This window comes from Pandoraea anapnoica (assembly GCF_902459765.1).
Taxonomy (GTDB): domain Bacteria; phylum Pseudomonadota; class Gammaproteobacteria; order Burkholderiales; family Burkholderiaceae; genus Pandoraea; species Pandoraea anapnoica.
Window position 1 is genome coordinate 136,758 of sequence record NZ_CABPSP010000009.1, and the last position, 21,045, is coordinate 157,802.

17 protein-coding genes and 1 tRNA gene are annotated in these 21,045 nt (G+C 62.9%); 6 read left to right on the forward strand and 12 right to left on the reverse strand.

Features of this window, described 5'->3' with window-relative positions; all coding sequences use genetic code 11:
- Positions 1–38 precede the first annotated feature (38 nt).
- Positions 39–902 (reverse strand): alpha/beta fold hydrolase, encoded by an 864-nt coding sequence (locus PAN31117_RS15880; RefSeq protein WP_217429663.1) that lies wholly within the window; start codon positions 900–902, stop codon positions 39–41.
- A 151-nt stretch (positions 903–1,053) separates the two neighbouring features.
- Between PAN31117_RS15880 and PAN31117_RS15885 the strand changes: the two genes are divergently transcribed.
- From PAN31117_RS15885 to PAN31117_RS15895, 3 genes are all read left to right on the forward strand, one after another.
- Positions 1,054–1,764 (forward strand): LysE family translocator, encoded by a 711-nt coding sequence (locus tag PAN31117_RS15885; RefSeq protein WP_150739027.1) that lies wholly within the window; start codon positions 1,054–1,056, stop codon positions 1,762–1,764.
- A gap of 245 nt (positions 1,765–2,009) precedes the next feature.
- The gene (locus tag PAN31117_RS15890; protein ID WP_150739028.1) at positions 2,010–3,365 is read left to right on the forward strand and encodes an aspartate aminotransferase family protein; all 1,356 of its coding nucleotides are present in this window, start codon (positions 2,010–2,012) and stop codon (positions 3,363–3,365) included.
- A gap of 104 nt (positions 3,366–3,469) precedes the next feature.
- Positions 3,470–4,873 carry an amino acid permease gene (locus PAN31117_RS15895; protein ID WP_150739029.1) on the forward strand — a complete coding sequence of 468 codons (1,404 nt, stop codon included), beginning with the start codon at positions 3,470–3,472 and terminating at the stop codon, positions 4,871–4,873.
- On the opposite strand, the gene PAN31117_RS15900 is transcribed toward PAN31117_RS15895, so the two are convergent.
- From PAN31117_RS15900 to fdnG, 11 genes are all read right to left on the reverse strand, one after another.
- Complete coding sequence (locus PAN31117_RS15900; RefSeq protein WP_150739030.1) at positions 4,855–5,727, reverse strand: MurR/RpiR family transcriptional regulator; 873 nt, start codon at positions 5,725–5,727, stop codon at positions 4,855–4,857. The genes PAN31117_RS15895 and PAN31117_RS15900 overlap by 19 nt on opposite strands.
- Positions 5,728–5,984: 257 nt before the next feature.
- Positions 5,985–6,758, reverse strand: coding sequence for a class II aldolase/adducin family protein (locus tag PAN31117_RS15905; RefSeq protein ID WP_150739031.1), 774 nt, complete (start codon positions 6,756–6,758; stop codon positions 5,985–5,987).
- Between the two features lie 130 nt (positions 6,759–6,888).
- Positions 6,889–7,809 carry a LysR family transcriptional regulator gene (locus PAN31117_RS15910; protein WP_150739032.1) on the reverse strand — a complete coding sequence of 307 codons (921 nt, stop codon included), beginning with the start codon at positions 7,807–7,809 and terminating at the stop codon, positions 6,889–6,891.
- 253 nt (positions 7,810–8,062) lie between these two features.
- The gene (locus PAN31117_RS15915) at positions 8,063–8,512 is read right to left on the reverse strand and encodes a GNAT family N-acetyltransferase (RefSeq protein ID WP_150739033.1); all 450 of its coding nucleotides are present in this window, start codon (positions 8,510–8,512) and stop codon (positions 8,063–8,065) included.
- Between the two features lie 35 nt (positions 8,513–8,547).
- Positions 8,548–8,643, reverse strand: a tRNA-Sec gene (locus PAN31117_RS15920).
- A gap of 108 nt (positions 8,644–8,751) precedes the next feature.
- On the reverse strand, positions 8,752–10,662 hold the full coding sequence (selB, locus tag PAN31117_RS15925; RefSeq protein WP_150739034.1) for a selenocysteine-specific translation elongation factor: 1,911 nt from the start codon (positions 10,660–10,662) through the stop codon (positions 8,752–8,754).
- Positions 10,659–12,116 (reverse strand): L-seryl-tRNA(Sec) selenium transferase, encoded by a 1,458-nt coding sequence (gene selA / locus PAN31117_RS15930; protein WP_246189117.1) that lies wholly within the window; start codon positions 12,114–12,116, stop codon positions 10,659–10,661. Before selA ends, selB begins: the two co-directional genes overlap by 4 nt.
- On the reverse strand, positions 12,116–13,147 hold the full coding sequence (gene fdhE / locus PAN31117_RS15935; protein WP_150739035.1) for a formate dehydrogenase accessory protein FdhE: 1,032 nt from the start codon (positions 13,145–13,147) through the stop codon (positions 12,116–12,118). Before fdhE ends, selA begins: the two co-directional genes overlap by 1 nt.
- 45 nt (positions 13,148–13,192) lie before the next feature.
- Positions 13,193–13,840, reverse strand: a complete 648-nt coding sequence (locus PAN31117_RS15940; protein ID WP_150739036.1) for a formate dehydrogenase subunit gamma — start codon at positions 13,838–13,840, stop codon at positions 13,193–13,195.
- A 2-nt stretch (positions 13,841–13,842) separates the two neighbouring features.
- Complete coding sequence (fdxH, locus tag PAN31117_RS15945; protein WP_150739037.1) at positions 13,843–14,793, reverse strand: formate dehydrogenase subunit beta; 951 nt, start codon at positions 14,791–14,793, stop codon at positions 13,843–13,845.
- 9 nt (positions 14,794–14,802) lie between these two features.
- On the reverse strand, positions 14,803–17,871 hold the full coding sequence (gene fdnG, locus PAN31117_RS15950; protein ID WP_150739038.1) for a formate dehydrogenase-N subunit alpha: 3,069 nt from the start codon (positions 17,869–17,871) through the stop codon (positions 14,803–14,805).
- 216 nt (positions 17,872–18,087) lie between these two features.
- On the opposite strand from fdnG, the gene PAN31117_RS15955 reads away from it, so the two are divergent.
- Genes PAN31117_RS15955 through PAN31117_RS15965 form a run of 3 tightly spaced genes read left to right on the forward strand, consistent with a single transcriptional unit; the run spans position 18,088 to position 21,045 of the window.
- Positions 18,088–18,747 carry a paraquat-inducible protein A gene (locus PAN31117_RS15955; protein WP_246189118.1) on the forward strand — a complete coding sequence of 220 codons (660 nt, stop codon included), beginning with the start codon at positions 18,088–18,090 and terminating at the stop codon, positions 18,745–18,747.
- Positions 18,744–19,388 carry a paraquat-inducible protein A gene (locus PAN31117_RS15960; protein WP_150739040.1) on the forward strand — a complete coding sequence of 215 codons (645 nt, stop codon included), beginning with the start codon at positions 18,744–18,746 and terminating at the stop codon, positions 19,386–19,388. Before PAN31117_RS15955 ends, PAN31117_RS15960 begins: the two co-directional genes overlap by 4 nt.
- On the forward strand, positions 19,381–21,045 hold the full coding sequence (locus PAN31117_RS15965; protein ID WP_150739041.1) for a PqiB family protein: 1,665 nt from the start codon (positions 19,381–19,383) through the stop codon (positions 21,043–21,045). The genes PAN31117_RS15960 and PAN31117_RS15965 overlap by 8 nt, the downstream gene beginning before the upstream one ends.

Genomic DNA, 21,045 nt, shown 5'->3' on the forward strand with positions numbered 1-21,045 from the left:
GCGGAGCCGGGCGCTCCACCTCTCGTTCTGCGAATGCCTCAGTGATCGAGGAAATGCGTGATCGCGAAGTTGAACATCTTCGGATCCTGGATGAACGCGAAGTGGCTGACACCCGGCAGGATCATCAGTTGCGCGCCCGGGATCGTGTGCGCCATGTAGATGTTGTGTTCGAGCTTGATTCCTTCGTCGTGCTCGCCGTCGAGGATCAGCACCTTCGATTTGATCGTCCTCAGTTGGGCGTCGGTCCAGTTCGGCTGTCCTTCCCACATCTTGCCGATCTGGTTCAGGAAGGCGTCGTACTCCTTCGGTGTGGACGAGAGCTTCGCGTAGTCGTTGGCCGCACGCTTGATGAACTCGGCGAACACCGGGTTCTTGTCGAAGTCTGGCTTCAGGCCGTCCGTGTTGGTGTTCACGCCGAACGCCACGATCTTGCCCACACGGTCCGGATAGCGGATCGCGAGGTCGATGCCCTGAATCGCGCCATCGCTCCAGCCCACGACGTCGGCCTTCTTGATGTGCAGTTGGTCGAGCAGCGCGATGACGTCGTCGGCCATCAGGTCATAACCGTAGGGACGGTCATCGCGTGTGCTGCGCCCATGCCCGCGCGTGTCAACGGCGATCACGAGGTGATGCGCCTTGAGCGCTTCGACCTGTTTGGCGAGATAGTCCGAGTTCGCCAGACCACCGTGCAGCAGCAGCACCGGGCGGCCGTTGCCGACCTCGGCGTTGTACAGGCGAATGCCGTTCACATTGGCGAAGCCGGTGCGGTCGAATTTGGCCGGGGCCGGGGTCGGCGGCAGCGTCTGCCACAACTCAGCGGCCGTGGATGGTGTGGCTTGCAGGGCGGCCACAACGCCCAGCATGGCCAGTAACGGTTTGAACGACGACTTGGTGATTTTCATGGTGATGAAGGTGGGGGGTGAGATGCCCGGCCACTGTATCTCTATTCGTGACTGCGAAGGTGTGAGGAAAGGGCGTACACGGACGCCTGACATTCAACGCTGCGTTGCGACGGCACTTGAGAGTTGAGCATTCGTCCGAAAACGCTCACGCATGTCTGAACCGACGATGTGCCCGGTGTTACGATGCCCCTCTATCCGTCTCGCGTATTCCGGCATGATCGACCTCCACGTACTGCCCTTCTTCCTCGCCACCGTGCTCATCATGGTGGCGATTCCCGGTCCGACGACCATCTACATTTCGACGACGAGCGCCAGTCAGGGCTTTCGCTTCGGCCTGGCGTCCTGCTTCGGCGTGATGCTCGCCACGCTCGTGCACGTAAGCTTCGCTGCGGCCGGTCTCACGGCGTTGCTGCTGGCGTCGCCGTGGCTGTTCAATGCCATCAAGTTGCTGGGCGCGGGCTACCTGGTGTATCTGGGCGTCAAGGTGGTTCGCAGCAAGCCGTCGGCGGCGGGGACGACTGCCGCACCGCAATCGCAGTCCCGCGTGCTCGGCGAAACGATCAAAAAGGGCTTCCTCGTCAATCTGCTCAATCCGAAGACGGGCCTCTTCATCGCGGCGTTCTTGCCGCAGTTCGTCACGCCATCGCTCGGTCATGTGCCGCTGCAAATCGTCACGCTGGGTTTGTTGCTGGTCCTCGTGGGAGGCGTGAGCGACACGACCTACGCCGCCCTCGCCCGCACCATCGGCCGCGCACTCGCCAACCGTAGCAAGAAGCCAGGGATCGGCAAGTACATCGCAGGCCTGCTGTATATGGGGCTGGGCATCGCGGCGCTGGCGACATCGAACGGCACGTCGAAGTAACCGCCCCCCACGCTCGTTCCTCCTAAAACCCGCTTCGGCGGGTTTTTTCTTAGTCGTCGCCGCTCGCTCCATGCCTTCGTCCGATGAGCCGGGACATGCCGGGCCTCAGGGTTTTCACGCATCAAAAAATAAACATATGTGCTATACGCTTTCGAAAATTGAACATTTGTTCAATTCGGTGTTCAGCTTTCCATTGAGTCGTCTTTCCGCCCTACCGTCTTACCGCCCCCGAGCCCCCTGACATCATGAGTCAAGCTTCTTCCAGTCACGTCTTCCATCGTCACCTGCGTCACCAGCCGCCCATCGCGGTCGGCGGTCAGGGCGTCTATCTCAAGGACGCCGAAGGTCGCGAGTACATCGACGCCTCCGGTGGTGCAGCCGTTTCGTGCCTCGGCCATGGCCATCCCGACGTCATCGCCGCCATGCACGCGCAGATCGACAAGCTGGCTTATGCGCACACCGGCTTCTTCAGCTCCGAAGTCGCCGAAGCGCTGGCCGACAACCTGATCCGCAACACCCCCGCCGACTCGGGCCTGAGCCACGTGTATTACGTGAGCGGTGGCTCGGAGGCCGTCGAAGCCGCACTCAAGATGGCACGCCAGTACTTTGTCGAGATCGGTCAGCCGCAGCGCCGCCGCTTCATTGCGCGCCGTCAGAGCTATCACGGCAACACGCTCGGCGCATTGGCCATCGGCGGCAACCGCTGGCGACGCGCGCAGTTCGAACCGCTGCTGATCGACGTCACACACGTCTCGCCCTGCTACGCCTACCGCGATCAGCGCGATCAGGAAAGCGAGGTGGAATACGGTCAGCGTCTGGCCAGCGAACTGGAAGCCACGATTCTCGAACAGGGTGCCGATTCGATCATCGCCTTCGTCGCCGAGACGATTGGCGGGGCCACCGCCGGGGTGATCACGCCGGTGGCCGGGTACTTCAAGGCGGTGCGAGAAGTGTGCGACCGCTACGGCATCTTGTTGATTCTCGACGAGGTGATGTGCGGCATGGGTCGCACCGGCACGCTGCACGCCTGGGAGCAGGAAGGTGTCGCGCCGGACATCCAGACCATCGCCAAGGGTCTTGGCGGCGGCTATCAACCGATCGGTGCAGTGCTGGCGAGCAAGCGCATCGTCGAGACGATGAGCGCTGGCAGCGGCTTCTTCCACCACGGCCACACCTACCTCGCGCACCCGACCGCCTGTGCTGCCGCGCTGGCTGTGCAACAGGTCATCGAGCGCGACGGTTTGCTCGCGCAAGTTCGTGCACGCGGTCAGTACCTCATGGACCAACTGAACGATCGGTTTGCTCAGAACCCGCACATCGGCGACGTGCGTGGCCGTGGCCTGTTCGCCGGTATCGAACTGGTGACAGATCGCACCTCGAAGACCCCGTTCGACCCGCGCTTCTCGGTCCATACGGCCGTGAAGCGTGAAGCGATGGCGCGCGGTCTTGCCTGCTATCCGGCGGGCGGCACCATCGACGGCAAGCAAGGCGATCACATCATGCTCGCGCCGCCGTTCGTCATCAGTGAAGCCGAAATCGACAAGGTGGTCGACCGTCTCGACGGTGCCATTCGGGCGGCCATCGCCCCCGCGCTACGCTGACATCCCCCCGCGTGACACGGAGCACCGACGGAGACAACGGTGTCCCGGTCATGTCGTTGCCAGCACTGTCGTCCCATACACCTTACACAACAGGGAATTCGACCATGCAGCAGAACTCGCTGAGTCAAAGCCTCAAACAGCGACACATCACCATGATTGCCCTCGGTGGTGTGATCGGCGCCGGCCTGTTCGTCGGCTCGGGCGCCATCATTGCGACCGCCGGCCCGGCGGCCATCCTCTCCTATCTTGTCGGCGGGCTGATCGTCACGTTCGTGATGTTTATGCTCGGCGAGATGGCCTCGCGCAACCCCGACGCAGGCTCGTTTTCGACCTATGCCAGCACCTATCTCGGCGAGTGGGCGGGCTTCGCCGTCGGCTGGCTGTACTGGTTCAAGTCGCTCATGACGATCACCATCGAGGCGATCCTGCTCGGCGCGATTCTCAACGAGTTTCTGCCGTGGCTACCGGTCTGGGGTGGCGCGGTCGTCATGCTAATAACGCTGATCGTGAGCAATGCCTACTCGGTGCGCTCGTTCGGTGAAGCGGAGTACTGGCTCTCGTTCGCCAAAGTCGCGACCATCGTGATCTTCATGCTGTTCGGCTTGTCGATCCTGTTCGGTCTGCAAGCGAAGATTCCTGCGCCCGGCTTCGTCAACCTCACAGGCAACGGCGGCTTCATGCCGAACGGTCTCTCGCCGGTCATTGCGGGCATCATGGTCGTGATCTTCTCGCTGGGTGGCAGCGAGATCGCCGCCGTCGCAGCCGGGGAGTCGGAGAATCCGCGCCAGAACGTGGTGCGCGCAATTCGCAGCGTGATCTTCCGCGTGCTGGTGTTCTATATCGGCTCGGTGTCGATCATCATTCTTTGCCTGCCGTGGACGGACAAGGCCAACCTGGCTTCACCGTACGTCTCGCTCTTCAGCATGGCCGGCTTCCCGAATGCTGCGCTGGCGATGAAGGCCGTGCTATTCGTGTCCTTCATGTCGGTGATGAACTCGTTCTTGTTCTCCAACTCGCGCATGCTGTACTCGCTGAGCCAGCGCGGTTATGCGCCGCCTATGTTCGCCCGCACAAACGCGCGCGGTGTGCCGATCAACGCGCTGGCCTTCAGCTTCGCGATCTGTCTGGGCATTCTGGCGGTGCACTTCGTGAGCGGCGGCGATCTGTTTCTCATGCTCGCCAAGAGCAGCGGCGCATTCGTCATGACCGTGTGGATCTTCATCATCGTGGCCCACTTCGTCATGCGCCGCAAAATGGCGCGTCAGCCGATGCAGCAGCAGGAAGCGTCGAGCTTCAAGGCGTGGTTCTACCCGTACTCGAACGCGATTGCCTTCCTCACGCTGGTGGCCGTGCTGCTCTCACAGGCGTTCAATCCGGATTCGCGCTTCCAGTTCTGGTTTATGGTCGCGACGGCGGTAATGATCGTGGGGCTGTACTTCGTGCTGCGCCGACGCCCGAACTTCGGGCTGATCAAGAACGCTCAGAGCGCTCAGTCGTCGGCCGTGTAGATGTTGAACTCGTGCAGTTGCGCGGCGCTGTTCGCCACTTCGGCCAGCGTCTCTTCGCCGCCGTGGGCGATGAGCAACTGCGCGAGGGTCTGCGCCACGGCGAGCGCAGGCAGAATCGACGGGAATAGCGACAGGCTCGTATTCGGTGCCACGATGCACGTATGGGCCTGCGTCGCGACCGGCGACAACGCACTGTCGCTCACCGCGATAACGGTCGCCCCGCGTTGGCGTGCGAACCGGGTCGTCTCCACGCTCGCCACGGTGTAGGGATGCGCCGTGAAGCACAGCAGGACATCGGTCTTGCCGATGCGCCGCATATCGTCGATCAGCGCCCCGCCCTCTCCCGAGATCAGCGTGACGTTGTCCTGAAAGGTCGACAACACATAGTGCAGGTAAAACGCCGGTGGGTACAGGCTGCGCAGACCCAGCACGTAAATGCGGCTGGCGCTACGCAGCAGATTGACGGCTTCGTGAAAACCCTTCTCGTTGCGCTTTGACAGCGTAGCTTCGAGATTCCCGTATTCGTTGGCCAGCGAATCGGCGAGCATTCGGTCGTCGCCCGAGGTACGCGAATGCTCGCGCACCTGTTCCGCGCGCTCCAGCAGCCCCGACGGCCCGGCCGAGAGCCAGTCGATATAGACGGAACGGAAATCCTCATAACTCGAAAACCCCAGCTCCCGCGCGAGACGCAGCATCGACGCCGGTTGCAGTTGCGCGCGCGCCGCGACGGTACGCATGGATTGCAGCGCGACTTCCTTCGGGGAATCGAGCACATACCGGGCCGCCTGACGAAGCTTCGGCGGCATCTCCTGGAAACGCGTCGAGATGGCCTTTTCCAGTTCGTCTTTGGTCATCGTTGTGACTCGGCGTGGGAAACAATAGAGAGGACGCAAGGAACGCCGTGCGTCACCACGGCGCGCTGCCATCTGGCCGCAGCGCAGAACGAATTTCCGATTTTATCGCTATCTGCGGCATTCCTGCGGACTCATTCCTGCCCTTAGAACTGGAACGTCTTCCCGAACACCGAAATCGTTATCGGCTGCGTCAGATCGAAGTTGCTCGAGTGGTACAGGGTGATCATGGCGTTCGCGCCCAGATCGGCGACGTCGCGCTACGCTTTGAGCGCGATGCGCGCCAACGCCTCGAAGACGTCTCGTCCGGCACCGTAGGCCGGGTCGAATTGCAGCGCATCGCGCGCGCATTTCGCCGTGATCTCGGGCGCGATGGCCAGCGACGGTCCCATCATGCTTGTCGCCAGTTGAATTTCGCAGGCACGGTTCAGCGTCCAGAGGTAGGTGAAAGCTTCCGGAATACTGCCGCCCCACGAGAGCAGGCCATGGTTTCTCAGAATCACAGCTTTCCTGTCGCCGATGCTGCGAAGCAGTCGCGGCCCTTCGTCGGCATGCACCGTCACGCCCTCGAAATCGTGATACGCCACGCGTTCCTGCAATTGCGCGCTGTAGAAATTGTCGCTGCGCAGACCGGCAACTGAACATGCGACGGCAACGCCTGCCGTGGTGTGCGTGTGCATCACGCAGTGCGCCCCCGGCAACCCCTCATGCAGCGCCGCGTGCACGGTGAATCCGGCCGGATTGATCGGGTAGTCGCTGCCGCCGAGAATGTTGCCCTGCCCGTCCACTTTGACGAGATTCAGCGGCGTCACTTCCGAGTAATGCAGACCGAACGGGTTGATCAGAAACGCAGGCGGACTGGCGTCCACCACGCGAAGCGTGATGTGGTTGTAGATGAGCTCCGTCCAGCCGAGATAGTCGAAAACGCGGTAGCAGGCGGCCAATTCGCATCGCGCCGCCCATTCGACGTCGCTCATGCCGTCCGGTCGCGTCAGCGATGCAAAAGCGGAATGTGGGGAATGTTCTTTTCTCATGGTTCTGCGTGTCTCCTGATCACCCGGAGGAGTCTACGCGTCCCCACTGCCCGCTTCGCGATTTCTGCTTAAGGGTTCGTTAAGGGCGCTTACGAATGCGCAAATCCGACGCATCGCCGCATACCCCGCATCACCGTGTCAGCGTCCGATACCAGTCGTCGACCCAGCGAATGAGGAAGGTGTGGAAACCTGTCGCTGCGGGCGACAGATCGCGTTCTTTGGCGTGATAGAGACAGATCTGCCGGATCGTTTCCGGTTTGCCGGTGCGCCGCATGACCAGGTCCTGGCTGCGGGCAAAGCCCTGCACATAGTCTGGCGCGAGCGTCACCGACAGTCCGGCACGCGCCATGCCGAATGCCGTGGTGACGTTCTCGACGATCTCGACGGGAAATACGCGGTTGTCCTCGGGCTGATCGCTGAGCATGCGCGTGACGCTGTACTCGTGATCGCGTCCGGTGGCAACAATGGCCGTTTCACGCAACACGTCCCACGGCACGACGTCGTATCGCGCAAGCGCGTGTCGGGGCGAACACCAGACGACCCACGGACTATCGAACAGCGGCGTCGCACTCACGCGATCGCCCAGTGGTTGATTTGGGCCAAGCGCGATATCGATTTCCCCGTCGGCAACCGACGACACGAGATGCTCGACTTCGACATCCGTCGGTCGAATCGTCACCTTCGGATGAAGTTCGCGATAGGCCGCGATGGCGTCAGGCAAAACGGCCGCGCAAAGTACCAGTGGCGCACCAACGCGGATGACACCGGACGCACGGTCCCGGATGTTTTTCGCCGAGCGCTCCGCCGCGTGGAGCTGCGCCATGGCGGCGGTGGCGGCCGGTAGAAAGTCAGCGCCCGCGACGGTCAGTGTGACGCGTCGCGTCGTCCGGTCAAAGAGTCGAAAGCCGACCTCGCGCTCCAGCTCGCCGAGCAACTGACTCACCGCAGACGGCGTTAGGCACACACGGTCCGCTGCGCGCGCGATGCTCCCGCAATCCACAATCGCGAGAAACGTTTCCAGTTGACGCGCATTCAGTCGGCTCAGTGACATACAAGAAATAGATACCTAAGAACCCATACTGACCGACATCGATACAATGGCGACGTCGGTATCCCGATCGGCTTTTCCGCCTGAAGCTTCTTCAGCTAAGCGGCGAATGTTTTCGAACTCAGGTTGCTCGACCAAGCATCAAGGTCCGCATAGAGCTTCGAAGGCACGCGGAACGACAAGCTCCCCGGCAACTACCTCGTTTTCGGAGTGCTCGCCTTCGCCTTCGGCCCACTCGTAAGAATGTGAGTAGCAACTATGCCTTTGCAGAGCGTGGTTGGCGAGTGTAGTAGATATCCCACTCCGATTCGTCCGTCTGCTCGAACCCGTGCCGTCGATAGAAGTCGTTCGATTGACTGCCTCGCAATGCGCCCAGGCGGATCGGCATGCCTTGTGAATCGGCATCTGCAATGATCTGCCGCAGCACTGCTGCTCCGATTCCACGTGCCTGATGTTTTGGCAGGATGTACAAGTGGTCCAGGTGCCAGTGGTCCGGTTGAGGGCGAACCAGGAAAAAGCCGACCCGAGCATCATCGGTTTCGATGAAGCGGCACAGCGCCGGGTCAAAAGACGCCAGGAAACGTTCCCGCGCACGCTGCGGGTCAAAGCGTCCGAGACGCTCCAGGCTCTCGCGCATCGCGGCGATGCGAATGCTCACCAGCAGATCAGCGTCAGATTGCGAAGTGGGTGAGAAAGTCAGATTCATTCGAAGGCAGGTTATGTCGGCCCGTAGAAGTCGTGTGGCGGAAAGCAGCCGGAGTCGAACCGACCTGGGAGCGTCTGACGCCCCCAACCGGGTTTGAAGCCCGGCCGCATCACCGGATACGGATGCCTTCCTTCAGACGAAGCAATTTCACTTGCTCGATGATGAGGTGAGCGTCCACGCGCCGCGCGAAACCGCCACCTTTGATGCCGCGACCGGCAAACATCGCGAATCACGAATCGCTACGCCGCGCCCCACTCCACCCCGGGACGCCGCACATGCCGGTCACCAACGCGGCGAGTATATCCCGCACGGTCGAAGAACTCCAGAATCTGAATCGCGCGCTTGCGCCCCAGACCCGTCGCATCCCGAAATGCCCCGGCCTCGACCCGGCCATCGCCCTCCGCGACGATGCCCGCAAGCGTCTGCACGCACGCGTCGTCATAGAACAGGTCCTTCACGATCTGATGCACCCGCCCCTGACGCGCAAGCTTGCGCAACACGGCACGCACGCGCTCCTCAGGTACGTTCAGCTCGCGCCCCATATCGCGCACCCACGGCGGATCGAACCGGCCCTGCGCCACCTTCGGCAACAACGCCTCGGCCAGCGCCGTCTCCTCGGCCGTCATTTCGACGCGATGGGTCGGCAGATGCCACCACGCCCCCGTGCGTGCCACCGCGCCCTCGCTCAGCAGCGCCTGCACGACGATGCGCCAGCGGCCCGCATCCAGCGACGGCCACGTCATGCGCCCAAGCCGCGCCGCATCGAGCCCCGGCTCGTCGGGTACGCGAGCGTGATAGTCGCCAAGCGACGCCAGCACGCGGGCACGGATCGCCTCCCACGCTTGCGGCGAGAAGGCCAGCGATTCGCCCTCACCGCCTGACAGCACAACGGCGTGCGTCGGCCAGGACCATTGCGAAGCAGGCAAACCCGTGATCGCAACGACCTGCTTGCTCGTCAGCCCGAACGGCGCCTGCGTCAGCAATGCACCCAAGCCGTTGCCATCGAGGTACTGCACTACGGCATCCAGCCACGCCAGACGCCCCGCCGAACGACGCTTGCGCTCGGGTGCTGCCGGATCGAGCACGCGTCCGCCGCCAACGGTTGCCGTCGCCTGCGGATTGCGCACGATGAAGCGATCGCCCGGCATCGTGCACACCGGCGTATCGAAGACCAGTTGCACACGCATCGACGCGCCAGGGGCGAGCGTGTCGCCCCCCAGCAGTACGGTGCGTGCCTGCACATGCGTCGTTCCTAAATGCACGTGCAGCGGAAACCATTGCGTGAGCGGCGCGCTGTCGTCCAACCAGTGCATGTCGACGTCCACATGCGTGGAGGGCGACGACAATCCCGGCGCGACAATCCAGTCACCTCGGCCAAGCTGATCGCGCTCGATGCCCGCCAGATTCAGCGCACATCGCTCGCCCGCCCTGCCCGCCTCGACCGGCCGGTTCTGCGCATGAATGCTACGCACACGCACCGGTAGGCCCTGCGGCATGACCGTGAGGGTATCGCCCACGCGCACCGTGCCAGCGAACGCGGTGCCCGTCACAACCGTGCCGTGCCCCGCCAGCGTAAAGACGCGGTCGACGGCCAGACGGAACAACGCATCGTCGCGACGCGTCGCATTGCCCGACTCACGCAACGCGTGGGCGGCCTGCGTCAGATGCTCACGCAACGTCGCCACACCGGCATCGCCCGGCGTGGTCGCCGAGACCGGCACCACGTCGGCCTGAGCGAGCGGCGTGTTCGCAAGCCACTGCGAGATTTCTTGCGTCACAGCGTCCAGACGCGCGCCGTCCACACGATCAGCCTTCGACAAGGCCACCACGCCACGCTTCACACCGAGCATCGCCAGAATGGCCAGATGCTCGCGCGTTTGCGGCATGATGCCGTCGTCGGCGGCAATGACCAGCAGCGCGAAGTCGATGCCGACCGCCCCCGCCGCCATCGTATGAATCAGCTTCTCGTGCCCGGGCACATCGATGAAGCCCAACACCTCGCCATCCGGCAGCGGCGTGTACGCATACCCGAGTTCGATGGAAATGCCCCGCGCTTTCTCCTCCTTGAGACGATCGGTGTCGACACCGGTCAGCGCGCGAATGAGGCTCGTCTTGCCGTGGTCGATGTGACCCGCGGTGCCGACGATCATGCGCGCAACTCCTCAAATTGACGCGAAAGACGCATTTCGTCATGCGCTTCGAGACAGCGCAGGTCGAGCCAGAGCGTCTGATCGGCAATGCGTCCGATCACCGGATACGGCAGACCACGCAGCGCCGCTTCGAGCTTCGCGAGCGCACGGCCGCTGCCGCGCTTGCCGCCGCCCGCCGGGGCAATCGCCAGCCCGTAGCTCGGCAACTGCTCGACCGGCAAGGCACCGCTGCCGATCTGGCTGACCATCGGCGCGGCGGTGACGGTATAGGCGTCGCCCAGCGACTTCGCCAGCACCGGCACCAGCCGTTCCGCCTGCGCGGCCATCTCGGCGCGCGTGCGCGTAAGCAGGCGCAACGTGGTCAATCGTTCCGGCAGATGGTCCGGATCGCGATACAGACGCAGCACCGGCTCCAGCGCCGCAAGCGTCAACTTGCCAACGCGAAGCGCGCGCTTCAACGGATGCTTCTTGATCTTCGCGATAAGATCCTTGCGACCGACAATCATGCCCGCCTGCGGCCCGCCGAGCAACTTGTCGCCGGAGAACGTGACGAGATCGGCACCGGCCGCAATCGTCTCCTGCACGGTCGTTTCATGCGGCAATCCCCAGCGCTCCAACGGCGTGAGCGTGCCGCTACCGAGATCGACGGCCACCGGCACGCCATGCGGCTTCGCGATCTCCACGACCTCCGACACGTCGACGCTCTTGGTAAAGCCCGTCACCTCGTAATTACTGCAATGCACCTTCATCAGCAGCGCCGTCTTCTCGCCAATGGCGTTGCGATAGTCCGCCGCATGCGTGCGGTTCGTCGTGCCGATCTCGACGAGCTTCGCCCCCGCGTGCGTCATGATGTCGGGGATGCGAAACGCCCCGCCGATCTCCACCAGTTCGCCGCGCGAGACCACAACCTCGCGACGCTTCGCCAGCGTCGCCAGCATCAGCAGCACGGCCGCCGCATTGTTATTGACAACCGTGGCCGCTTCGCCGCCGGTCAGTTCGCAGAGCAACGGGGAGATCAGGTCGTCGCGATCGCCGCGCCCGCCCGTCGCCAGATCGAATTCAAGATTGGCCGGTGTCGTGAGCGCTTGTACGACCGATTCGATGGCCGCCTCGGGCAGCAACGCGCGCCCGAGATTCGTATGAAGCACCGTGCCGGTGAGATTGAAGACGGGACGCAGCGTCGCGCGATTGCGCTCGGTCAGCCCCGCCTTGATGCGCTCGCCAAAGGCTGACGGACTCAACGCGTCGTGCGAGAGCGTGCCCGCAAGCGCTGCTGCACGGCATTCGTCGAGATCGCGACGCAACGCCGCCGTCACCTGAGTACGTCCAAAGTCGGCCACCACCGCGTGCAACTCGGACGTCCCCAACAGGCGGTCGAGCGACGGGAGATCCGCCGCGCCCGCGCGCGGGCTCCCCTGGTCGGCCACCGGCATTGCCCCGCTTGCGTCTTTCATCAGGCTTCCTCGGCGTTTTGCCAGAGCAACGGATTGCCGTTGGCGCGCGCGTATCCCGCCTCGCCCATCAACACGTCGAGCGCAAGGCTCGCGAGATCGTCGGCGACCGGCTCCACGAACGGGTCCTTGTCCTGATAGAAGATCTTGCGGTAGCTGTGGCAGTCGTCGCACGATTCGGCCCGGATGGGTGACGATGCAACGCGCTTGGCGGCTTCGTCGAGCTTCGGCCGTCCGTCCTTACCCTTGAGAAGGCCACCGTCGGCCGCTGCCACGTCGTCGCCCGAGGCTGCGGCATCGCCCGCCGTGTCGACGACGTGATACGCCACATGCTCGCTCGCTTCGCAGTGCGTGCACTTCACCCGCACCATGTGCCACTCGGTCGAGCACAGACCGCACGCCAGATAGCGATAGCCCTCATGCGCGCCGCCAATGCGAACCACGCTCGACACCGGCAACGTGCCGCACACTGGGCACACGTTGGGCACATCGAGCATCGGCACTTCGCCTGCATCGAACGTGCTGGCCACACCCGTCCAGAGCACTTGCAGCGCCGCCATGAGGAACGGCGCGCTCGCCGCATCCACGCCCTTGCCGTGACCGGCGAGCAGCGCCTGCGCGCCCGCTTCGAGCGACGCCGGGTCGGCCGCACGCACGCGATCGATCACCGCCTTCACCGCCGGCGATACCCCGGGCTGCGACGCCACCGCGTCGAGCAACGGCGTGAGCAGCGGCTGCCAGCGACCGGCATCGTAGCCACCGCTCGCAGGCACGAGCGGCATGCAGTGCTGCTGCGCCTGCTCAATTGATTCGGGGGACGGACGCTCGGCCTGAAAGTTGTCGAGCACGCGTTGCTGAGCATCGACCAGTGCGGCCATTAGTCGCAGGTAATCGCCCAGCGGATGGCCGTCGGCCAGTTGGCGCAGCCGTGCCGCACGGGCCGAAAAGACTTCGGCGCGTTGCGGCATGCGCAGACGGGGGATGGAGGTGCGATCGAGGGACTCGATCTGTCCGGGTTCGAGAATGCGTTGCAAGGTGGCCGGCCTCGTAAGAGCGTCCGGCCACCAGCGGGGCCGGACTTATTTGTTGAGCTGCTTGTACCAGGCGCGATGGTGTTTCCACGCCCAGCCGCGGGTGACGGTTCCGCGCGTCATGGCTTGCACGGAACCCTTGATCCAGATCGCCGCGTAGATGTGCGTAATGATGCCGCAAATCAACACGAATGCACACACCGCGTGTACGTCGGAGGCGAGACGGATCACCCAGATCGGGAAGTAGAACGCGAAGTACGCGCGCCAGATCACGATGCCCGAGAGCAACAGTCCGATCATGCACAACACCATCACGTAGAACAGCAGCTTCTGCCCGGCGTTGTAACGCCCGACTTCCGGCAGATTCTCTTCGCGATTGTTGAGCACGTCGCCGATGTTCTTCATCCACTCGGTGTCGCGCTGTTCGAACTTGTTGTAGCGCGCGAGCCGCATGGCGAGCCACACAAACGCCACGAACATCACCAGACCGACGAACGGGTGCAGAATCCGCGTCCACGGCCCGCCGCCGAACAGATTGGTGAGCCAGAACATCGACGGGTGAAACAACGCCAGCCCGGACAGCGCGAGCAGAATGAACGTGCCCGCAACGATCCAGTGGTTGATGCGTTCCGCCGCGTTGTAACGCTCGATCAGCCCGTCCTTACCGTGCTCATGATGATTCGAATCAATCGACATGGTCAGACCTCCTCGTGCGTGACAACGCCCTTCTGGCCGTCGGGACCGTTGCCCCTGCGGGATGCATCGTACCGACGAGCTTCCTCTTCATCTTCCTCGGTCGTTTCGTTCGGACCGGTCTTGATGTAGTGGAAAAAGCCGGCAATTGCCGTGAGCGCCATCGCAGCCACGCCCAGCGGTTTGGCGATGCCCTTCCAGAACGTCACCATCGGACTGATGCGCGGGTTGTCCGGCAGACCGTGATACAGCGACGGCTTGTCGGCATGGTGCAGCACATACATCACGTGAGTGCCGCCTACGCCTGCCGGATCGTACAGCCCCGCGTTGTCGAAGCCCCGCGACTTCAAGTCTTCGATGCGCTCAGCCGCCTGATCCTTCATGGCGTCCTTGGTGCCGAACATGATCGCGCCTGTCGGGCACGTTTTCACGCAGGCCGGCTCCAGCCCCACGGACACGCGGTCGGAGCAGAGCGTGCACTTGTACGCCTTGTGATCCTTCTGCGAGATGCGCGGAATGTTGAACGGGCACCCGGTAATGCAGTACCCGCAGCCGATACAGGCCTCTTCGTGGAAGTCGACGATGCCGTTCGCATACTGCACGATCGCACCCGGCGACGGGCACGCCTTCAGGCAGCCCGGGTCCTCGCAATGCATGCAGCCATCCTTGCGGATAAGCCATTCGAGGTCGCCCTTCGGGTTCTCGTACTCAGTGAAACGCATGAGTGTCCACGAGTCCGCCGTCAGGTCGGCCGGGTTGTCGTACACGCCGACGTTGGTTCCGACCTCGTCGCGCAGGTCGTTCCACTCCATGCACGCCGTCTGGCAGGCCTTGCAGCCGATGCACTTCGAGACGTCAATGAGTTTGGCGACGTCGCCCGTGTGCGCTTCACGCACCGAGGGCGACGGCAAGGTCGTTGCCGAGCGCCGTTTGATATCCAGTGATTGCAATGCCATGGCGCCTCCTTATGCCTTCTCGACCTTCACGAGGAACGACTTCACCTCGGGTGTCTGCGAATTCGCGTCGCCCACAATCGGCGTCAACGTATTCGCGAGGAACCCGGGCTTGGTCAACCCCTTGAAGCCCCAGTGAATCGGAATCCCCACATGGTGAACCGTCTTGCCGTCGATCTTCAGCGCGCGCAGGCGCTTCGTAACGACCGCCTTGGCCTTGATGTAGCCCCGGTTGGACGACACCTTGACCATGTCGCCCGCGACGACCCCGACTTCCTTCGCAAGCGCTTCGCCGATTTCGACGAACTGCTCAGGCTGGATGATCGAGTTCAGCAACGCGTGCTTGGTCCAGTAGTGGAAATGCTCGGTCAGGCGATAAGTCGTTGCCACATGCGGGAAGTGCTCGGCCGTGCCCATCGTCGCCAGATCGTCCGGGAACACTCGGGCGCCCGGGTTTCGCGTGGCCTTGGGTTGTTTCGGATGGAACGGGTTGTAACCCAGAGGCGTCTCGAACGGCTCGTAATGCTCAGGGAACGGGCCCTCTGCCATGGCCCCCTTGGCGAAGAAACGCGCCACGCCCTCGGGGTTCATGATGAACGGACTCATGCCACCGGCCGGATCCTCGTCGACCTTGAAGTCGGGCACGTCGGCACCGGTCCACGCCTTACCGTTCCAGTAGACCAGTTTGCGCTTCGGGTTGAACGGCTTGCCCGCGAGGTCGGACGACGCACGGTTGTACAAGATCCGACGGTTCGCCGGCCACGCCCACGCCCAGTTCAGCGTCTGACCGATGCCGGTCGGGTCGCTGTTGTCGCGTCGCGCCATCTGGTTGCCTGCCTGCGTCCATGCGCCGGCGAAGATCCAGCAACCCGACGACGTGCTGCCATCGTCCTTGAGTTCCGCAAACCCGGACAACTGCTCGCCAGCCTTGCGCGTGACCTTGGTCGGATCTTTCGGATCGACGATGTCCTTGAGCGCTCGGCCGTTGTACTCCTTGGCGAGTTCTTCGGGCGACGGGCTCTCCGGCTGGGCGTACGGCCATGACAGATTGACGATCGGGTCGGGATACTTGCCGCCCTCCGTCTTGTACATCTCGCGAAGGCGCAGGAACAGCGCCGACATGATTTCGATGTCGGTACGCGCCTCGCCCGGCGGCTCGCCACCCTTCCAGTGCCATTGCAGCCAGCGCCCGGAGTTGACCAGTGCACCGTCTTCTTCGGCGAAGCAGGTCGTCGGCAAGCGGAACACTTCCGTCTGAATCTTGCTGGAGTCGACGTTGTTGTGTTCCCCGAAATTCCGCCAGAACTCCGACGTCTCCGTCGCCAGCGGGTCCATGATGACGAGGAACTTGAGCTGGGCGAGCGCCTTATCCCACTTGACCTTGGCCGGGGTCGCGGCGATGGGGTTGAACCCCTGCGCGATGTAGCCGGTCATCTTGCCCTTGCTCATCAGCTCCTGCACTTGCAGCATGTCGTAAGGCTTGTCTAGCTTGGGCAGGTAGTCGTAGCCCCAGTTGTTCTCGGCCGTGGCGGCATCGCCCCACCACGCCTTCATCAGGCTCACGTAGAACTTCGGATAGTTCTGCCAGTAGCTCAACTGGTTCGGACGCAGCGGCTTTTGCGTGCGCGCCGTCAGATATTGCTCGACGGTCTGCTCCGCCTGCTTGGGCAACGACATATAGCCCGGCAGCAGATCGGTCATCAGCCCCAGATCGGTCAGCCCCTGAATGTTCGAGTGACCGCGCAGCGCGTTCATGCCGCCGCCCACCGCACCGATATTGCCCAGCAGCAACTGCACCATGGCACCGGTACGAATGATCTGCGAGCCGATCGAGTGCTGCGTCCAGCCGAGCGCATACAGAATCGTCATGGTGCGCGTCGGGGTGGAGCACTCGGCGATCTGCTTGTAGATGTACTCGACCTTGTCCGCCGGTGTGCCGCACACGCGCTCCACCATATCGATGGTGTAACGCGAGTAGTGCTGCTTCATCAGTTGGAACACCGTACGCGGGTGTTGCAGCGTCGGGTCGGTGAGGACGTAGCCATCCGCGCCCTTCTGGTAATCCCAGGAGGACTTGTCGTAGGTATGTTTCTCTTCGTTGTAGCCCGAATAGATGCCGTCTTCGAACGAGAACTCGTCTTTCACCAGGAAGGTGAAGTCGGTGTAGTTCTTGACGTACTCGTGCTGGATCTTGTCGTTCGTGAGCAGGTAGTTGATCAACCCGCCGAGGAACGCAATGTCCGTGCCGGTACGGATCGGGGCGTAATAGTCCGCGACCGATGCCGAACGGTTAAAGCGCGGGTCGACCACGATCAGGCGCGCCTTGTTGTGCGCCTTCGCCTCGGTCACCCATTTGAAACCGCACGGGTGTGCCTCGGCTGCGTTGCCGCCCATGATGAGTACCAGATCCGCGTTCTTGATGTCGACCCAATGGTTCGTCATCGCGCCACGGCCAAACGTCGGGGCAAGACCTGCCACCGTCGGGCCGTGTCAGACACGTGCCTGGTTATCGAATCCCAGCATCCCGGTACTGCGGATGACTTTGTGCGTGATGTACCCGACTTCGTTGCTCGACGCCGACGCGGCCAGCATGCCGGTGGTGAGCCAACGGTTGACAGTGAGACCGTCGTCCGTCTTTTCGACGAAGTTGGCGTCACGGTCGGCCTTCATCAGCTTGGCGATGCGATCGAGCGCGTCGTCCCACGAAATACGTTCCCACTTGTCGGACCCCGGCTTGCGGTACTCCGGATGCGTGAGACGGTTCGGGCTGTGGATGAAGTCGATGAGGCTGGCGCCCTTCGGGCACAACGTGCCGCGATTGACCGGGTGGTCGGGGTCACCTTCGATGTGAAAGATGCTCTTCTTCGCATTCTTCGCACCGTCGCCGTAGCTGTACATGAGCAGCCCGCAGGCCACGGAACAGTACGGACAGGTATTACGGGTCTCGGTCGCTCGCGCGAGCTTGAACTGACGGACTTCCGCCAGCGCCGCGTCGGGCGCGAACCCGAGCATTGCCAGGCTGGACCCTGCCAGCGTTGCGCCACTCACTTTGAGGAACTGGCGCCTGGACATATTAAGCATGGGGGAATTCTCCTCAAATTTTGGGTAACTTTGCGGGAGCATCCTGAGTATAGAGCAAACAAGTAATGATTTCCGTGACTTAGCACAAACCATGCCGCATATTGCGTTGTGTGCCATTGCGGCTGATTTCATGGGAACTTCCTTGACATTTTGGTATTCTGAGCGTCACTCTGGTCACCGTCCCCGGTAATGGACACATTGCCCCCTGAAGATGACGTGACGAACCTGCTCGCATGTCCGAATTGCGACACGCTCCACCGTCGCATGGACCTGCCGCCGCGCGAGACCGCTCGCTGCGTGCGTTGCCACTCGGTTCTTTACCGCTCCCCCGACCTGCGTCTGTCTCGCGTGCTTGCGCTCAGCCTGACGTGCGTGATCGTGTTCGCCATCGCCAACGCGTTCCCCATCGTCGAGATCGAGGTGCAGGGCATCTACACCGAGACGACGCTCGTGGGTGCCGCCTGGGCGCTGTATCGCGAGGGCATGTGGCTTGTCGCGCTGCTCGTGTTCGCCACGACCGTGCTGTTTCCCCTGTCGCAACTACTCGCGCTGATCCATTTGGTGACGCCGCTCTCGCTCGGCCGACGACCCTATGCGGTCTTTCAGGTGATGCGCGCCATCGAGTTCTGCCGCCCCTGGGGCATGATCGAAGTGTTCATGCTCGGGGTACTGGTTTCGCTGGTCAAACTCTCGGCCATGGCGAGCGTGCTGCCCGGTATTGCGCTGTGGGCCTTCGGCGCGCTGACGATGTTGCTCGCGCTGGTGCTGTCGTACGATCTGCGCAATCTGTGGATCGTGATCGACCGCACGCCGGACCCTGCGGTGGAAGCGCTGAAGGCGCAGAAGGCCAGCGAATCCCGGACGGTGACGCGATGAAATATCTCTCGGCCAAAGCGGCGGGACTGGTCGCCTGCCATGTCTGCGGGCGTCTGTCACGGGAAGTGAAAACCGTCGAAAAGGAGCGTTGTCCCCGATGCGGCGCAGTGCTTCATCAGCGCAAGGTCGACAGCCTCACGCGTACCTGGGCCTTGCTGATTGCGGCGGCGATCCTGTACATTCCCGCCAACGTCCTGCCCATGATGCAGACGCGTTCGTTGTTGGGTAACTCCAGCGACACGATCATGAGCGGCGTGATCTATTTCTGGACGAGCGGCGAGTACGATCTGGCCATCGTCGTCTTCACGGCGAGCATTCTGGTCCCGATGCTCAAGCTCATTGCCTTATCGCTGCTGTGCTTTACCGCGCAGCGCGGCACCCGCTGGAAACCGCACCAACGCACCAAGCTGTATCACATGGTCGAGTTCATTGGACGCTGGTCCATGCTCGACGTTTTCGTCGTCGCGCTGATGGTGGCGCTCGTAAACATTCAGTCGCTGGCCGTGATTAAGGCCGGTCCGGGCATCGTGGCTTTCGGCTCCGTGGTCGTGCTCACGATGGTGGCCTCCATGCAGTTCGACCCTCGCCTGATCTGGGATCAGATCCGCGACGACGATACCGAACAGGACGATCATGACTGAACCGAAAGACTCGCAAGACCCGAACGCCGTGCCACCGCCCGGGGCAGGCAATCTGCCGACGCCGGCCATCGAACCGCGCAAGCGCTGGGCGCCCTCGCTCGTCTGGCTGATTCCGCTGGTCGCTGCCGTCATCGGGCTGTCGCTGGTGGCCAAGGTGCTCATCGAGCGCGGGCCGAGCGTGACCATCGACTTCAAGACGGCCGAAGGACTCGAAGCGGGCAAGACCAAGGTCAAGTACAAGGAAGTCGATATCGGCACAGTCAAGAGCATCGAACTGTCGGACGACCTCTCGCACGTGCGCGTCACGGTCGACCTCACCCAAAACGCGAAGAAATTCGCCGTGAAGGACTCGCGCTGGTGGGTCGTGCGCCCACGCGTGGCCGGTGGCAGCGTCTCCGGCTTGTCGACGCTGCTATCCGGGGCCTACATCGGTGCAGACGCCGGTAAGGCTAAGGACTCCGCGAACCACTTTGTCGGACTGGAGGTGCCGCCGGTCGTCTCAACCGGGCAGCCGGGCAAGCAGTTCGTGCTGCACGCCGCCGATGTCGGCTCGCTCGATATCGGTTCGCCGATTTACTACCGTCGCATTCAAGTCGGTCAGGTCGAAGCGTACTCGCTCGATCCGGACGGCAAGGGCGTGACGTTGCGCGTGTTCGTGCAGGCCCCCTATGACCAGTACGTCGGGTCCAACACGCGCTTCTGGCACGCCAGCGGCATCGATCTGCGACTCGATTCGAGCGGCTTCCAGGTCAATACGCAGTCGCTCGCATCGGTGGTCATCGGCGGGATCGCCTTCCAGGCCCCGAGCGACTCAGGCGCTGGCGTCATGGCCAAGGCCGGGCAGGAATTCCGTCTGGCCGCCGACGAAGCCACGGCCATGAAGGCCCCAGACACACACCCGGTGCGGGTGGTGTTCCGCTTCCAGCAGTCGCTGCGCGGGCTGGCCGTCGGTGCACCGGTCGACTTCCGGGGTATCACGCTGGGTGAAGTGACGTCGATCGGCGTGGAGTTCGATCAGGCCACCAAGCAGATCAACATGCCGGTGACCGTCGACATCTACCCGGATCGTCTGCGCCGTCGCGATCCGAAGAACAGCGTGCCGCCGACGGAACTGAACAGCCACAGGATTCTCGACGCACTCGTGCAGCGTGGCCTGCGGGGTCAGTTGCGCACTGGCAACCTGCTGACCGGTCAGCTGTACGTGGCGCTCGACTTCTTCCCGAACGTCAAGCCCGCCAAGGCCGAGATGGTCGACGACATGCTGGCCCTGCCGACGGTGCCCAATACGCTCGACCAGTTACAGCTTCAGATCGCCGACATTGCGAGCAAGCTCGACAAGATTCCGTTCGACAGCATCGGACAGAATCTGGACTCGACGCTGCGCAAGCTCGACAAGACGATGGATAGTGCACAAGGGCTGTTCCGTCAGCTCGACGGCGAGATCGCACCGGAAGCGAAGGCCACGCTGGGCGAAGCGAAGAAGAGCTTCGGTGCGGCCGAGCGCACGCTCTCCGAAGATGCGCCTGTGCAGCAGGACGTCCGTCAGGCCATGCAGGAACTGACGAAGACGCTGCGCTCCCTCAACACCCTCGCCGACTACTTGCAGCAACATCCCGAAGCGCTGCTGCGCGGCAAACCGAAGGACCCGCAACCATGA